The sequence below is a fragment of the Chryseobacterium sp. Marseille-Q8038 genome (assembly GCF_965111995.1).
In genome coordinates, this window is record NZ_CBCOPN010000001.1 from 645454 (window position 1) to 660951 (window position 15498).

Here is a 15498-nt window from a genome sequence, read left to right on the forward strand (position 1 = left end):
TTTTACAAATTTTCATTCCTGAAAACAGTAGGAGATATTCCATACAATGTTTTAAATGCCCGGGAAAAATGAGAAATACTTTCAAAACCTACGGCATATCCTATTTCATTGACAGGCCAATCCGTGGCCGTTAGTAAATCTTTTGCTTTAGTAAGCCGTTTTTCCTTTATAAACTGACCAGGCGGAACTTTATAAATGGTATTAAAATCCCTTTTGAAACTCGCCAGGCTTCTTCCAGACAGATAGGCCAGATCTTCAAGTTTTAGGGGATTCATGAAATTTTCGTCTACGACTGTTGATATATCCGTCACAAACTGTTTTTTCAGTTGGAGCAGCTGTAAAAGTAAGTTATGATCAACCTGAGTTAAATCAAATAAAAGTTCCATGATTTTCATTCTGAGAAGCCGTTTATCAATTTTATCAGGAGCATTAAAGTGTCCCTTAATAGAAGTGATAAAGGACAATAGTGGCTCTTCTACAGGTTTTACATTAACATCTGCCAGTTTCTCTGTTTTGCTGTTGGTAATACCAGCCATCTTAATGAAGTCGGAAATAAATTCATCTTTCAGAAAAAACATGATACTATCGTACATTTCACCGGTTTCTGCAGACCCTGTTTTGTCGTAAGTAATACTGATGTTTTTCTTCAAAATCACCATTTCATTCTTTTTTACCAGATAGGTTTTTCTGCCGTGGGTGATAAGATTTTTTCCCTGCAGTACAAACAGCAGCATATGATCTTTGAGAAACATGCCTCCTTTCTGATCATCAATACTGTGAGAGCAGGATTCTACCAGATTAACGGAATCTATCGATAAAAAATTTCGGTAATAGGGTGCTCCAATGAGCTCTTCAGGCACGATGGTGGCTTTCATGGCAACATAAAATTATAAATCAAATATAAAGAAAGACACTCATATTTACAATGAGAATACATCTATCAGCACGATTGACATCTTCCTTTGATATGAATAAGCGCTGAAACAATTAATGTAAAAAATAAATTGTATTCATTTTATTTTAATTGAGAAAATTAAAAAGAGCGTCTTAAATTGTAAGAAGTAACTTGTATAGAAAGCAACTTTAATCATTATTTCCCATAAAGTTGCTTCTTTTATATATTTTAAGCCTTATTGGCTTGCAAATTGATACTACAAATTGAATTGAATTTTGATGACTAATGACTAGAACGACTGTAACTCTGATTTTCTTTTTAAGTGGTTTTTTCTTTTTAAATGCACAAGAGAAGAAAGATTCGCTTTATTACAAAATAGAAGAATTTTCGGATCAAAGAAAAGTTACCAAATTCATTCACCGTTTTATATTTCGTAGAGAACCGGATTCTACTTCCGTGAAGTCCAATACTGAAAAGCTTTCCCAGGAGACGTATAATAAAAAAATTATCAGAAAGGTCAGGATTGAAACCATTGACCCTTTCGGATACGGCTCGCAGGACAGTAAAGAAAGAACGAAATGGTATGACTGGGTGGCAGATCATCTTCATGCCAGTACTAAAAAATCAACCGTCAATAATTTTTTGCTTTTTAAAGAAGGAGAAGAATACAATGCCCAGAAACTCTACGAATCTGAACGTTTGCTGAGAACAATGCCTTTTATAAACAGGGTGAATATCAGTGTTTCTGACAGTATTTCCAGTAAAGATTCCATAGATGTTGTTGTAAGGGTTCTTGATTCCTGGAGTCTGAAACCGAGAATTAGTTATTCCGGAAGCAAGATTGGTCTGGGAGTTATGGAAGAAAATGTACTGGGACTGGGACACACATTGGATTTCCTTTACAGAAATGATTCCAAAGAGAAGCAGGATTATCTTTTAGGAAGCTACACAACCTATAATCTTTTTGGTACTTATATTAACGCCCAGCTTCTTGGGGAAAGGGATTTTTCGAGAAATGAAAGAATCAATTTCAGCCTTAGAAGGGACTTTTTCTCTCCTTTAACGAAATGGGCAGGAGGTTTTACCTTTGAATATTTTATGCGGAAAGTGTTACTTCCGATACAAACAGATACCACTTTTCCCGAAGTTCAGATCAAAGTATACAGTCAGGATTTATGGGGAGGTTATCAGATTCCGGTTTCAGCGGATCCCAATGAAAAAATATCCAGTAATATTGCCATTATAGGAAGATTTCAGAATTACAGGTACAAAGACAGCCCCGGAATTGACCAGTACCAGTATTTCAGCTCTTACAACAGCTTCCTGATGTCTGTAGGGTTTATCCACAGAAACTTTTCGGTCCAGAAGAATATATTTCAATATGATTTGCCTGAGGATGTTGCCTATGGTAATTCTGTGAACATTATTGCAGGAGGCTTATCCAGAAATAAAGAAGTGAATCCGTATGTAGGAATTTCTGCATCTTACGGCCGTTTTACAAAGTTGGGATACTTTACAGTGAAAGGCCAGTTTGGAAGGTTTTTTAATGAAGACAGCCAGAACAGGGAATCTTTCCGTTTTGATGCAACCTATTTTACCCATCTTATGGACTGGAAATTTGCCAAAGCAAGACATTTCTTTTCTCCCACGTTAGCCTTGGGAAATCCACAGCATAACTACTCTTATAAAGATAGAATAAATCTTTCTTCCGCAGATGAATTTCCTGTTTACAATACGGATTATATCGGAACTAAAAAACTGGTTCTACGATACCAGCTTCAACTATTTATTAATAAAACCTGGAAGAATTTCCACTTCAGCCCTTATTTGACAACAGCAGTCGGCTGGCTGGGAATGCCTGATGATAAACTGTTTAAAACAAAAGTAAATACAAAAATCGGAATAGGTGTTTTAATTAATAATCCCTATCTGGTTTTCAACAGGATTCAGATTTCTTTCATGTATTATCCCCGTGTTCCTTTTGATAATAATTCTGTTTTTGATTTTAACAGCAACAGGAATAATCTTTTACCGATGAACAGTTTTGCTACGGATATTCCTCATTTTGTCAATTTTGGGAACTGATAGTGGAAAGTCAATTCGGTATTTTAAAAACTGAAAAAAGATCGATTTTCAGTTTATATATTTTCTCATTTTAGGAAATGATATTACCCAAATGGGTAATTGACAGGTTATTATATAATGACAAAATTTGTGATGAAATAAGTGGTGTGCTGTAAAATGCATTCCATGCCATTCAAAGTAAATAATAATAACCTGAAAACTAATACCTATGAAACCATTGACTCTTTTCCTATCGTTGACCGCATTTTTTACATCTGCCGGTCTTTTGGCACAAACATCTGCTCCGAAACCACCTGTACCACAGGTAATTCCTATAACTGATGCTGAAAAGTGGATCGCATTTTCTCCTATTTTACTCTTTATTTTAATTACATGCCTGGTATTTTTTAAGCTGAAAAAAGATAAGGTATCTTTAAAAGACCTGCTTTTAGATAAAGATGCGAATGTTCAGATGGAGGAGGAAAAAACAAAACAGATGGAGGCTTTTTTAGCTGCTCCTCTGGCCAGCCAGCAGGCAATGAATGAAGCAGCAACAACATTGAATACCACTACAGAATCCAATGCTCAGAAACCTAATACAAGTGTTAGCCGTTTTCTTGCCTTTATAAGTGGGCTGGTATCTGTAGGTCTGGCATGTGTTCTGACCACTTTTGCCATCTGGAATTATTTTGATGTTAATGTCTTTCCCAATCTTAATGACCTTGTTGGCGTTTTACTTACATTGGGAATTGGAGTAGTGCCTTATGCATTTAATAAAGTTACTACTGCCGCTAAATAGTTATATCTTAAATCAAAATTACTTATTTCAATCATAATTAAACAAAAACCTTCCTTGTTTGTGGCAAGGAAGGCTTTAATCAGAATGGTAAAAACATTCTCAAATTAGACTACTACATCTATCTTTACATTAATATTCCCACGGGTAGCTTTGGAATAAGGGCAGGTTGCATGGGCTGTTTCCACAACTTTTTTTGCTTCATCTACCGGCATTCCCGGTAAAATGACCTGTAAATGGACCTGCAGAAAAAATCCGTCATCATGGGTTGCCAGATCTACTGAGGTATTGACAGACAGGTCTGAAGGAAGAGTAATTCTCATTGTAGCAGCACCCAAATGCATGGCTCCGATAAAACAGGCCGACCATCCTGCTGCTAATAGCTGTTCCGGATTTGTTCCGTTTCCTTTTGTGCCGGGTGATGTCAGTTCAATATCCAGTTTTCCATCACTGCTTTTTGCTGCTCCGTTACGACCTCCGGTTACGATGACATTACCGGAATACAACACTTTACTGATATTGACTACGGTTGTATTTTCTACTTCCTGAATGGTATTTAATTCCATATTTTTATTATTTAGATTAAACAATATTGTTTTAAAGTTTTTTTCTTAGATCTTTGAAAGCTGACCGAAGCTCTTCTGTAAAGACTTGTGGCTGTTCCCAGGCTGCAAAATGTCCACCTTTTGAAGCTTTATGATAGTAATACAAAGTATGGTAGGCACGTTTTGACCAGCTTTCCGGAGCCTGATAAATCTCGTGAGGGAATACCGAAATCGCTACAGGAACTTTTATGTCTTTTGTCTTCTGTGCTTCTGCACTGAAATTATTTTTATTGTTTTCCCAGTAGAAACGAGAAGAAGATGCTCCTGTATTGGTCAACCAGTACAATGTAATATCGTCGAGGATAGCATCACGGCCAATTACATTTTCAGGATGAAGATCACTTTCACTCCATTCTGCAATTTTTTCATAGAGAAAAGCGGCTAAAGCACTTGGAGAATCGGAAAGTAAATAGCCCGTAGTTTGTGGTCGCGTAACCATCATTCCTCCATACGCTGCATTTCTTCCAAAGAAAGTACTCATAGCATTATAAGCCTGTGCTTCTGAAGCAGAAAGTCCGGCAGGAGCAGGATCACCTGCATTGATCGGTTTTACAAATTCAGCAGGAATAGTTGCGGGCATTGTAAGATGAATTCCTAAAAGACCTGAAGGAGCCTGTTTTGCCAGCGCATCAGAGATTACAGAGCCGTGGTCACCACCTTCAGAAACATACTTTTTATAGCCGAGTCTTTTCATCAGTACATCCCAGGCAAGGGCAACACGGTCAGGATTCCATCCCAGTTCGGTAGGAATTTCTGAGAAACCATAACCCGGAATTGCTGGTATAATCACATCAAATGCATCACTCGCTTTTCCTCCATACTTTACAGGATCAGTCAAAGGACCTATTGTATTGATAAATTCCAGCGGAGAGCCCGGCCAGCCATGAGTGAGTATCAGAGGCATTGCATTAGCTTCCTTTGAACGTACATGGATAAACTGAATATCAAGTCCGTCAATATTGGTTACAAACTGCGGAAGAGCGTTTAGTTTGTTTTCCACCTTTCTCCAGTCGTATCCATTGCCCCAATAGGTAATCAGTTCTTTTAACTGCTCGAGCTGAATTCCCTGAGATGCATCTTTCACAGTCTCTTTATCCGGAAAACGGGTTTCGGAGATTCTTTTTTTAAGATCATCCAATTGGGATTGCGGGATACTGATGTGAAAAGGACGTATACTGGTATCCGGTTTTGATGAAGATGTAGTAGCCTTGTTAATCTGTGCTTTTGAAATAGCAGGTGTACTTAGGATAAAAGTTGCTGCTAACATAATGGTTGAAATTGTTGTTTTCATTGCTTTGTTGTATTAGATTTTAGATCTGTTTTTCTTTTTGATGGGACAAAATTATGCGCTGAAAAACAGCTGATAAACGGGTAATTTGTTCAAGTAGTCATATTCATTAGTGAAATAGACATTACCAGAGGTGAACAGGAAAACGATATAAGCATGAAACAGATGAAAAGAAAGGCTGGAAAAGTGTGCAGTTGCTGATCTCGAAAAAGAATAAAAATAAGCTCCGTTTTTGATAAACGGAGCTTATTTTGTGAGTACATTTTGGGGAAATTACCCGTGGGCCTCTACAGATAAATCATTCCATTCTTCCCATACTTTTAATCTTTGCTCATAATTGTGTTTTACAAATGGCAGCGCTACTTTCCCAAGCAATAAACGCAATGGCGGATTTTCAGTTTCTGCTAACTTTATCAGGGCAGGAGCTGTTGCTTCTACATTTCCAAATGAGGTTTCAGATTCAGAGAAAGCCTTTTTCACATCATCGTAAGCCGGATTACTTTGGGTATTGATTCCTGTATGCCAGATATTGGAGGCATAGCCGTTAGGTTCTACCAAAGTTACATGAATACCGAAGCTTTTCACTTCTGTAGCTAAGGTTTCGCTTAATCCTTCCAATGCAAACTTAGAAGCATTATAAAGTCCCATAGTAGGTAAAGTTGCCAATCCTAAAATTGAAGAAACCTGAATGATATGACCGCTCTTCTGCTCTCTCATAATAGGAAGTACGGCCTGTGTAAGCCATAATGTTCCAAAGAAATTCGTTTCGAACTGTGATCTGGCTTCCTGTTCGTTTGTTTCTTCAACTGCTCCCGTTAAGGCATATCCTGCATTATTAATCAGAATATCGATGCTGCCAAAATGCTGATGAACTTTCTGAACCACTGCTAAAGATTCTTCCCTTTTATCTACATCTAACGTTAAAGGCAATACAGAATCTCCATATTTTTCTTTTAAATCATGAAGGGTTTCTACATTTCTGGCTGTTGCCGCTACTTTGTATCCTTTTGCTAAAAAAGCTTCTGCCCATGCTTTTCCGAAACCTTTTGATGCACCTGTAATTAAAACTGTTTTTGACATTGTTCTGTTTTTTAATTGATTGTTATGATTATACTTTTTCTAAAAGTTGTTTTTATATTAAATGACCGATCGGTCATATTTGTGACAAAAAAAATTATAGTCCATTTTCCTCTATCATTTTTTTAAGACTGTTGCCAATAACTTCCATTCTATCATTAGTACCGGACATTCGTGACATCAGGTGCCCACCTTCCAGCATGGCAAATAAAACCGTTGCAAATTCTGCCGGATTCCAGTCTGCTCTGAATTCTTTATTGGCAATTCCTCTCTCAATGATGCCGGAAAGTAAATCCTGACCCTGCTTAATAGAACGGTTTACCTTTTCTTTTACAATGGGATTGGTATCATCAGCTTCCGTCCCGAAATTTAATAAAGGACAGCCTCCCACCACCGGAGGATGATTAGGATCACTAAAAAAATCAATGTAAGCAAATAACTGCTCTTTAGAAGTTTTATGCTGTGTTAAAGCTCTTTGAAGTCTGTCGCTTAGCATTTTCATATTATGTTCCACAGCGGCACAGGCCAGTACCTCTTTATTCTCGAAATGGACGTACATACTGCCTTTAGACAATTTGGTTGCCTCCATAATATCACTCATAGAAGTAGCTGCAATCCCTTTTGTATTAAAAATAGGTGCTGCTTTTTCTATAATGAACTGTCTGGTTTCTTCCCCTTTTGCCATGATAAGACTCAATAATGATGCAAATATATGACCGATTGGTCATAAAAACAAACTTTATTTGATGTTTTTTATGAAAAATGATGGAATATCCGCTTCAATCCCCTGATAGAAGGAAAATGTTGGAAAATAATTTTTAGGGTTTACAATGGCTATACTTTAATTAAATTTCTAAATTTACCCGAAAATTAATGCAATGGCAAACGGTAATCTGAATGTACGCACTTTGCGCGAGCTTTATCAGCAACTGGGACTTCCTGTAGATGATCTGGAAGAAGAATCCGGCTTTACCATTCATTACCTGGAAGAAACTTTCCATGATTTGCCTTTTCGTTCAGAACCTTTTCGTCCTAATTATTTCAGCTTCTTATTTATTAAAAGTGCATTCGGATATTATACCATTGATGATCAGAGATTTGAAGTGACTTCAGACACCGTTTATTTCACCAATCCCGGCAATTACCGGATTTTCGAATGGGAAAAACTGGAGCATACCTGCCTGATAACCTTTGGAGAAGGATTTTTGAAAGAATATGTACATGATGATGTCTATAATGACTTCTCGTTTCTTTTGTCCGAAGTGGTTTCACCGCGTGTTTTAACTTCCGATCAGTTTAGTCAGATAGAAGAACTATACACGTTGATTCATAAGGAATATAGAGGAAGTTCACTCTATAAAAATAAAATTATCGGAGCTCTTGTGATTGCGTTACTGTTGAAAATTAAAGAATATTTCTTCCAGGAATATAATCCTATTTATGAAGGAAACCGCAGTTCTCAGATTGTAAAAAACTTTAAACAGAATATTGAACGGCATTTCAGGGATCTGATTAACGGAAAAACCAATACCCAGTTCAGAGTTCAGGATTATGCAGATCTGCAGTCACTCCATGTTAACTATCTGTCAAGTGTGATCAGCAGTAAAACCGGAAAAACAATCAGCTCATGGATTGCAGATAAAGCGACTACCGAAGCAAAAGTAATGCTGCAGGATGAAGGACTCAGCATCAAAGAAATCGCTGCCCGCCTGGGCTTTCTGGAAACCTCTCATTTCAGTAATTATTTCAAAAAACATACTTCCATCAGCCCTGTTGAGTACAGAAAACAATACTTCAGAAAGGAATCTTAGAAATTTGCAACATCTGCTATAATTCTTGTACGTTCTCCGGAGGTGTAAAGTGCCAACTTTGTCCTATCAAATTAACATTGATAAAAACAAAGTAATATGAGTACATTAAACAACAAAGTAATCCTTGTGACCGGAGCGTCAAGAGGTATCGGTGCTGAAATAGCACAACAATTGGCTTCAGCCGGAGCAAAAATTATTGTTAACTACGCTGGCGGAAAAGAGGCTGCAGAAAAAGTAGTTGCATCAATACAGGATAATGGAGGGAATGCAATTGCCATACAGGCAGATGTGAGCAATGCTGAGGCTGTAAAACAGTTATTCGATCAGGCAATCAGTCATTATGGTAAGATTGATGTATTGGTAAATAATGCCGGAATTATGATTACAAAACTGATCAAAGACACTACTGATGAAGACTTTTCCCGTCAGTTTGACATCAATGTAAGAGGAACGTTCAATACCCTGAGAGAAGCTGCCACTAAGCTTGCTGATAACGGAAGTATTATCAATTTCTCTTCAACAACTACCAGAGTGATGATGCCAGCGTATGGAACCTATGTAGCGACTAAAGGAGCTGTGGAACAATTAACCCGTGTTTTCGCTAAAGAAGTGGGAAGCAGAGGCATCAATGTGAATGCAATCCTTCCGGGACCTACTAACACTGCATTATTTACAGAAGGAAAACCTCAGGAAGTAATAGACAGACTGGCTTCTTTAAATGCCTTTAACCGTTTGGGAGAACCTGCTGATATCGCCAAAATTGTGGTCTTTCTGGCTGGTGATGATGCCAAATGGATCAGCGGACAAACGATTGGAGCCAATGGGGCTATGGCTTAATATCATACACCAATACTATTACATTATGAAGACTTTACCAATTGCTATTGCTTTCGGATTTTTCGGAGCGGTTGCTGTCACTGTTTCTTTTTCTTTGCAGTGGCCAACATGGGTGATGTTTGTAGCCTGGGTCAGTTTCTATATTTTCGGTAAAAAGATAGAAACCTCACTTTGGGCACTTTTACAGATTGTACTGGGAATGATGATGGCGATTCTGATACAGGTTACTGCAGGCGGATTGCAGCAGCTGATCGGAGGGTTAGGTTTTCCCGTGGCAGTTTTCCTGTACATAGGATCATTAGCCTACTTTGCAGGAACAAAAAAGCTGAATAATATTCCTGCCTGGTTTCTTGGTTTAATCATCCTGTTTGGAGCTCACCCTCCACTGGAACCATTGCCTGTATTCAACTTATTAATACCCATTTTAGCAGGATTTCTATTTGCCTGGCTGAACAATAAGGTAGTTGATATGATTCATGAAAGACAGACATCAAAATCAACTGTTCAATAACAATTATTACACAAAATCATTATTAAAATTTAAAAAAATGAATTCATTACAAAATAAAGTAGCCGTTATTACCGGCTCAGGAAGAGGTTTGGGAAAAGCTATTGCAGAACGTTATGCTGCGCTGGGGGCAGATATCATATTAAATTATTCCCGTGATAAAGCTTCCACAGATGAGGTAGAAAGCAATATCAAGGCTATGGGAAGAAAGGTTATTTCCGTTCAGGCAGATGTGAGCAAAGTGTCTGAGATAAAATATCTTTTTGATGAAGCTAAAAAAGCATTCGGGAAAATAGATATTGTTGTTGCCAATGCCGGAATTGAAATGGTGGAAACTCCTGTAACGCAGTTCACGGAAGAGCAGTTTGACAGACTTTTTTCCATCAATACCAAGGGGGCTTATTTTACGATGCAGCAGGCAGCTCTGAATGTGGAAGACCATGGACGTATCATTTATGTTGCGTCAAGTACTACAGCTTTTCCTGTTCCCGGGATGGCAGTGTATGGCGGAAGTAAAACAACACCAAGATATTTGGTAGATGTATTGTCCAAAGAAATTGGCCATCGTGGGGTAACGGTGAATACAATTATTCCTTTTGCGGTAGATCATTCGGGAATTTTTGCGGAAGAAGGAAGCTATCCTGAATTGAGAAAATCCCTGATTGACAGCTGTCCGATGGGAAGACTGGCGGAAGTAGAAGATGTAGCCAATATTGCAGAATTCTTTGCCAGTGATCTTTCTTCATTTGTGAACGGGCAGCATTTATTAGTCAATGGCGGAGCTAATCAGTAAAATACTACTATGAATATTTTTAAATTATTAAGTATGGTATTAATGATGGCTTGCAGTCTGAATGCTTGTGGACAGCGGTATCAAAACCATCAACACAAAAAAATAAAGAGTATGGATACTTCGAAAATTAAAAATATAAAAGTAAAACAGGCTATTGAAGCTTTCCAGGAAAGTGATATAGAAAAATGGATATCTCTTTTTGCTAAAGATGCAGTGTTGCTTGATGACGGTAGCCCAAGAGATCTGAAAGAATTTTCAACCCATGCCATTCTTATTGAAAATTTCGTAAGCATTGATAAAGTGGAGGATAATGGGAATTCAGTGTATGGAGCATTCCACAGTGATAAATACGGAGATTTTAAAGCCTATTTTAAATTCCATTTTAATAAAGAAGGGAAAATAAACAAGCTTGAAATAGGGCAGGCAGATAATTAAAAACTCATGAGAAACTCTCTCTCAATACATTGTTTGGGAGTTTCTGTTTGTATGGAATGAACTATGAAAAAAATCACGATTTTTTTTAACAGAGACAAGGGCTTATTCTTCTTCAGGATGATGATCAGTATGATTCTTTATATAAATCACGGGCATGAAAAACTGTTTCACTTCTCTGAAATGCTCTCGAGAATTGCTGACCCTTTGCATATAGGAAAATTACCGGGGCTTTTGTTTGCTGCTTTTTCCGATGTTTTTTGTGCGTTACTTTTATTATTAGGTTTCAAAACGAAAATAGCTTCTTTTGTCATTGCGTTCAATACTTTGGCTGCTTTTATTTTGGTTCAGCATGCAGATGTAACCACCTTCAGAGGAAAAATTGCCCTCTTATTTTTTAGCAGCTCTTTACTCCTGTTTTTTACCGGTCCTGGGATATACAGCCTGGATGAATTCATGAAGAAAACAGAATGATTAATTTGTCCATGCAAATCATTAGCTGATAAGCTGGATTAATATAAGAGAACGTTTTAACTCTAAATTTACAAAAAGTTCCTATTTAAAGTGCCCCAAAAAGTTAGACACTTTTTAGGGGCTTTTTATTTAGGGCAGATAGACGTATAACTTTTTTAATCCTAACTTTGCTGTGGTAAAAGGAACTATGAAGAAACTGGAGATTAAAAAAAACATTCAGAAGCAGGAAGATAAAAACTTGTCTTTCAGGGTTTTTGATTTGACTAAAGATCACATGGATCAATATGCAAAGCCTCACAAAAAAGATCATTTCTGTATTTTTATTGTAGAACAGGGAAAACTTCAGGTGTATATTGAAGATAAAATTCATTGGATAAAAGCGGGAAAAATCTCTGTGATATTTCCGGAACAGGTGCATTTTGTAGGGGATTCAAGTGAAGATCTGATGGGGAAGATTATCCTGTTTGAGGAAATACTCTTTTGTTCTGACATTTTGAAAAATGAATTGAGTACTTATAATGTTAATCTTTCTACACAGCTCAACTGTACGATACTTTCACGGGAAGACTTTGAACAAACCTTACGCAACACTTCAATCATCAAAGAAATTTACGAACAGCCAACTCTTATAAAAAAAGAACAGGCCAGATTTTACATTAAAATTGTCCTTCTTGGACTTATTGAATCGATTCACGGACTGCATCCGGTTCTGCATGAAAAAACAGCAGACCAGCCTATGTACGTAAGGTTTAAAAAACTGTTGAATGAACATTATAAACTACACAGAACGGTTCAGTATTATGCAGAAGAACTGGCCATTACTTCCAAAAAATTAAACTCTATTACCAAAAAACATTGTGGAGAGACTGCTATTCAGGCTATACATAACCGTATTTTAACGGAAATTAAACGGCAGCTGATGTTTTCAGACCTTTCCCATAAAGAAATTGCTTTTGATCTGGGTTTTAATTCCCCTTCTGCTCTCAATAAATTTGTAAAAGCAAAACTCAAAGAAACTCCCACCGAACTTCAGCAGGAACTGGCGCAAATGTATAACGCGTAGTCCTGTTTGTATAACAGGGCTTATGAAGGCTTGTCTAATTTTGTATCATTAAAATCAGATAAGAAAATGAGCAAACTATTTATTGCAGGTGAAGTCTTCCATGGTGCGGGAAGTCTTGATGAATTAAAAAATATCAAAGGAAAAAAAGCAGTTATTGTAACAGGAGGAAGTTCCATGAGAAAAAGCGGAACCCTTGATAAAGCAGTGGCTTACCTTCATGAGGCAGGCATCGAAACACAGATTTTTGAAGGAGTAGAAGAGGATCCTTCTTCAGCAACATGTCTGAAAGGTGCAGAGGTGATGAATACTTTCCAACCCGACTGGATTATCGGTTTAGGAGGATGCTCCGCCATTGATGCTGCAAAAATTATGTGGGTATTTTACGAATATCCTGAGGTAGAATTTGATGCTTTAATCAAACCTTTTACAGTTCCTGTTTTGAGAAATAAAGCTAAGTTTATTGCCATTCCTTCTACCAGTGGTACAGGAACGGAAACTACGGGGCTTGCGGTGATTACAGATAGAGAAAAAGGCGTAAAATATCCTGTTGTTTCTTACGAATTGACTCCGGATATTGCTATAATTGATGGGGAAATCTGCGCTTCAATGCCGGCACATGTGACATCCAATACAGGTCTTGATGCATTGACGCATTGCGTGGAGGCTTATGTTTCAAATATTGATAATAATATTGCAGATGCTTTGTCTAAAGGCGGGTTAGAAATTGTTTTTGACAATCTAAAAGAAGCAGTGGAAAATCCTAATAATATCCAGGCTCGTCAGAATATGCATGATGCATCATTTATGGCTGGTTTAGCCTTCAACAATGCATGGCTGGGTATTGTTCACTCTCTTTCTCATCAGGTAGGAGCGTTGTACGGAATTCCTCACGGAGCTTCCAATGCTATTTTCCTTCCGAATGTGATCCGTTATAATGCGCTGGCTACAGAACGTTATCCTGAACTTGCAAAGGTTATCGGGAAAGAAACGACGGAAGAACTGGCTCAGGCTATTGAGACGTTGCGTTCTGAAGTTAACAATCCTTCGGCGATCAAAGATTTCGGAATTTCAAAAGAAGATTGGGAGAAAAACCTTGACTATATTTCAGCCAACGCTTTAGCAGATCCTTGTACAGGTTTCAACCCGAGAGTGCCTGTTTTAGAGGAACTGAAAGCAATTTACAATGCCTGTTATGAAGGTGCTGTATATGCAGAGGAAGTTGTTGCAGGATAAGATTTGAAAACACTTCAATGTGTTGATATCTATAAACATACTATTTGTATGGTAAAAAGAAAGAGAACTCAGATTGGGTTCTCTTTCTTCAGTTATTTAATTATTTGACCATGATTTTAATGTTTTCCCTACGATCATTTTCATATAGAATACTCATCATATAAGCACCTTTTTCATACGTTGAAAAATCTATTTTCAGATCATAAACATAGAGGTTTTTCCAGTCGGCAAGCTTCCTTTGAGCCCTATCATAAATGATGATGTTTTTTATTTTTCCTTTACTTTTAAGATAACAAAAATCGGTGACCGGATTAGGGTAAAAGGTAAGCCCGGACTCAATGGCAGGATCTGCAGTTCCCAGAGAACCGATAGTAATAACCTTACTCAATGTTTCTGAACAGGTGTTTTTATTAACTGTCAGGGTGACGGTATAACTTCCGGGAGAAGCATACTGATGAGCCGGATCTGATGAGGAATTTGTAGTACCATCACCAAAGTTCCATAACAGTGAAGTGTAATTGGTGGAGTGATTGGTGAAATTCACATTCGTTCCATTGATTGCAGCAGTAAAATCCGAATGAAGATGAAACGCATTGCTGTTCCATTGTGCAGGATTATTAAAAAAGACCTGATCAGCAATCTCCTGAAAATTTTCAGCCGTGTTTTGAGGCAGTCCGTTATAAAATGCAGAAGGGAAAACATGATCCTGGAAAACCGCAGAATACATAGAAGCTGCTACGAGGTAACTTCCTTTCGGCCCCGGATGAATATCATTATACGATCCATGAAGAGCCAGATCCTGCGATGAAGTGTAATACTGCCTTGCTGATTCTCCGGCAGGAACCATTTCCACCTGCATCAGGTTAGACATCTTAGTAATGGAATCCTTTATTTTCTGCTGAAAAGTAAAATAGACATTATATTCATTAGCGGATGGTACTCCATAGGGAATTTCATATAAGAATATTTTGGAACATGGGCTGTATTTTCGGATGGAATCCCTGATTTTGCGGCCACGTTCTGCGGTCACGGAAACAGGATAAGAATGACCTGCAGATTCACCAGTACCGGGCTGCATGATAACATACTTGTAGTTTTTTGATTTTATTTTTTGGTACAGTGCAGGATCGTCTACATGATTAACAAATCCGGTTCCTCCCGGAGTATGGGTTGTTATGGAAACATTCTTTCCTTTAGAAGCAGCTATATTTTTGAAAATTTCAGGCATGTCATTAAAATACGTAACACTGTTTCCTATGAACAGAACGTCATCGGTCTGACAGAAAGATAAGACTGAAAAACCAGTACATATCAGAAAGAGTAGTTTTTTTATCATATCATATGTTTTTTAGATTCTTATTTAAAAAAGGTACCTGCGAAAAACCACTTCTAGCGCAGGTACACAATACAAACGATGATTAAAAATGTTTTTTTATTATAAATCTTTTAAAAGCACCTGCAGGAAACCCAATCTATACTGCAGGTACAACATTAAAAGGTGTTTTAAAAATGTCAATTTACTTTGTTAGAGATTTTTTTGATTTATTATGAGGTATTGATTGGGCTGTATTATTTTAAAAGTGGCTTATAAAAGTACCTGCAGGTATTGCAAATGACCAGCA

General features: G+C 37.5%; 16 protein-coding genes. 10 read left to right on the forward strand and 6 right to left on the reverse strand.

Annotated features, from left to right (window positions below):
• Positions 1–2: 2 nt before the first annotated feature.
• Positions 3–875 (reverse strand): helix-turn-helix domain-containing protein, encoded by an 873-nt coding sequence (locus ACWPWS_RS02990; protein WP_454045438.1) that lies wholly within the window; start codon positions 873–875, stop codon positions 3–5.
• A 305-nt stretch (positions 876–1180) separates the two neighbouring features.
• On the opposite strand from ACWPWS_RS02990, the gene ACWPWS_RS02995 reads away from it, so the two are divergent.
• Together ACWPWS_RS02995 and ACWPWS_RS03000 are read left to right on the forward strand one after the other, a co-directional pair.
• Positions 1181–2980: a hypothetical protein gene (locus ACWPWS_RS02995; protein ID WP_454045439.1), complete on the forward strand. Its 1800-nt coding sequence runs from the start codon at positions 1181–1183 to the stop codon at positions 2978–2980.
• 208 nt (positions 2981–3188) lie between these two features.
• Positions 3189–3758 carry a hypothetical protein gene (locus ACWPWS_RS03000; protein ID WP_454045440.1) on the forward strand — a complete coding sequence of 190 codons (570 nt, stop codon included), beginning with the start codon at positions 3189–3191 and terminating at the stop codon, positions 3756–3758.
• Between the two features lie 104 nt (positions 3759–3862).
• On the opposite strand, the gene ACWPWS_RS03005 is transcribed toward ACWPWS_RS03000, so the two are convergent.
• From ACWPWS_RS03005 to ACWPWS_RS03020, 4 genes are all read right to left on the reverse strand, one after another.
• Positions 3863–4321 carry an organic hydroperoxide resistance protein gene (locus ACWPWS_RS03005; RefSeq protein WP_454045441.1) on the reverse strand — a complete coding sequence of 153 codons (459 nt, stop codon included), beginning with the start codon at positions 4319–4321 and terminating at the stop codon, positions 3863–3865.
• Between the two features lie 31 nt (positions 4322–4352).
• On the reverse strand, positions 4353–5651 hold the full coding sequence (locus ACWPWS_RS03010; protein ID WP_454045442.1) for an epoxide hydrolase family protein: 1299 nt from the start codon (positions 5649–5651) through the stop codon (positions 4353–4355).
• 270 nt (positions 5652–5921) lie between these two features.
• Complete coding sequence (locus tag ACWPWS_RS03015) at positions 5922–6728, reverse strand: SDR family NAD(P)-dependent oxidoreductase (RefSeq protein WP_454045443.1); 807 nt, start codon at positions 6726–6728, stop codon at positions 5922–5924.
• 94 nt (positions 6729–6822) lie between these two features.
• Positions 6823–7410, reverse strand: a complete 588-nt coding sequence (locus ACWPWS_RS03020) for a TetR/AcrR family transcriptional regulator (protein WP_454045444.1) — start codon at positions 7408–7410, stop codon at positions 6823–6825.
• A 193-nt stretch (positions 7411–7603) separates the two neighbouring features.
• Between ACWPWS_RS03020 and ACWPWS_RS03025 the strand changes: the two genes are divergently transcribed.
• From ACWPWS_RS03025 to ACWPWS_RS03060, 8 genes are all read left to right on the forward strand, one after another.
• A complete protein-coding gene (locus ACWPWS_RS03025) occupies positions 7604–8536 on the forward strand; it encodes a helix-turn-helix domain-containing protein (RefSeq protein WP_209784107.1) in 933 nt (310 codons plus the stop codon).
• Positions 8537–8632: 96 nt separating this feature from the next.
• Positions 8633–9373, forward strand: coding sequence for an SDR family oxidoreductase (locus tag ACWPWS_RS03030; protein WP_454045445.1), 741 nt, complete (start codon positions 8633–8635; stop codon positions 9371–9373).
• 25 nt (positions 9374–9398) lie between these two features.
• Positions 9399–9884, forward strand: a complete 486-nt coding sequence (locus tag ACWPWS_RS03035) for a DUF1097 domain-containing protein (protein ID WP_454045446.1) — start codon at positions 9399–9401, stop codon at positions 9882–9884.
• 37 nt (positions 9885–9921) lie between these two features.
• Positions 9922–10674: an SDR family oxidoreductase gene (locus ACWPWS_RS03040; RefSeq protein WP_209784111.1), complete on the forward strand. Its 753-nt coding sequence runs from the start codon at positions 9922–9924 to the stop codon at positions 10672–10674.
• Positions 10675–10683: 9 nt separating this feature from the next.
• Positions 10684–11109, forward strand: a complete 426-nt coding sequence (locus tag ACWPWS_RS03045) for a hypothetical protein (RefSeq protein WP_454045447.1) — start codon at positions 10684–10686, stop codon at positions 11107–11109.
• 63 nt (positions 11110–11172) lie between these two features.
• Entirely contained in the window at positions 11173–11580 is a 408-nt protein-coding gene (locus ACWPWS_RS03050; protein ID WP_454045448.1) for a DoxX family protein, read from the forward strand.
• Between the two features lie 187 nt (positions 11581–11767).
• Entirely contained in the window at positions 11768–12643 is an 876-nt protein-coding gene (locus tag ACWPWS_RS03055; protein ID WP_454045449.1) for an AraC family transcriptional regulator, read from the forward strand.
• Positions 12644–12709: 66 nt separating this feature from the next.
• Positions 12710–13876, forward strand: coding sequence for an iron-containing alcohol dehydrogenase (locus ACWPWS_RS03060; RefSeq protein ID WP_454045450.1), 1167 nt, complete (start codon positions 12710–12712; stop codon positions 13874–13876).
• Between the two features lie 100 nt (positions 13877–13976).
• Here ACWPWS_RS03060 and ACWPWS_RS03065 read toward each other — a convergent pair whose 3' ends face one another.
• Complete coding sequence (locus ACWPWS_RS03065; RefSeq protein WP_454045451.1) at positions 13977–15212, reverse strand: PKD domain-containing protein; 1236 nt, start codon at positions 15210–15212, stop codon at positions 13977–13979.
• Positions 15213–15498: the final 286 nt, after the last annotated feature.

Coding starts and splice junctions, on each gene's coding strand:
- ACWPWS_RS03015 (WP_454045443.1), bottom strand. CDS start 6,728: ATGTCAAAAACAGTTTTAATTACAGGTGCATCAAAAGGTTTCGGAAAA.
- ACWPWS_RS03045 (WP_454045447.1), top strand. CDS start 10,684: ATGAATATTTTTAAATTATTAAGTATGGTATTAATGATGGCTTGCAGT.
- ACWPWS_RS03055 (WP_454045449.1), top strand. CDS start 11,768: ATGAAGAAACTGGAGATTAAAAAAAACATTCAGAAGCAGGAAGATAAA.
- ACWPWS_RS03040 (WP_209784111.1), top strand. CDS start 9,922: ATGAATTCATTACAAAATAAAGTAGCCGTTATTACCGGCTCAGGAAGA.
- ACWPWS_RS03035 (WP_454045446.1), top strand. CDS start 9,399: ATGAAGACTTTACCAATTGCTATTGCTTTCGGATTTTTCGGAGCGGTT.
- ACWPWS_RS03010 (WP_454045442.1), bottom strand. CDS start 5,651: ATGAAAACAACAATTTCAACCATTATGTTAGCAGCAACTTTTATCCTA.
- ACWPWS_RS03050 (WP_454045448.1), top strand. CDS start 11,173: ATGAAAAAAATCACGATTTTTTTTAACAGAGACAAGGGCTTATTCTTC.
- ACWPWS_RS03000 (WP_454045440.1), top strand. CDS start 3,189: ATGAAACCATTGACTCTTTTCCTATCGTTGACCGCATTTTTTACATCT.
- ACWPWS_RS03065 (WP_454045451.1), bottom strand. CDS start 15,212: ATGATAAAAAAACTACTCTTTCTGATATGTACTGGTTTTTCAGTCTTA.
- ACWPWS_RS03020 (WP_454045444.1), bottom strand. CDS start 7,410: ATGGCAAAAGGGGAAGAAACCAGACAGTTCATTATAGAAAAAGCAGCA.
- ACWPWS_RS02995 (WP_454045439.1), top strand. CDS start 1,181: ATGACTAGAACGACTGTAACTCTGATTTTCTTTTTAAGTGGTTTTTTC.
- ACWPWS_RS02990 (WP_454045438.1), bottom strand. CDS start 875: ATGAAAGCCACCATCGTGCCTGAAGAGCTCATTGGAGCACCCTATTAC.
- ACWPWS_RS03025 (WP_209784107.1), top strand. CDS start 7,604: ATGGCAAACGGTAATCTGAATGTACGCACTTTGCGCGAGCTTTATCAG.
- ACWPWS_RS03060 (WP_454045450.1), top strand. CDS start 12,710: ATGAGCAAACTATTTATTGCAGGTGAAGTCTTCCATGGTGCGGGAAGT.
- ACWPWS_RS03030 (WP_454045445.1), top strand. CDS start 8,633: ATGAGTACATTAAACAACAAAGTAATCCTTGTGACCGGAGCGTCAAGA.
- ACWPWS_RS03005 (WP_454045441.1), bottom strand. CDS start 4,321: ATGGAATTAAATACCATTCAGGAAGTAGAAAATACAACCGTAGTCAAT.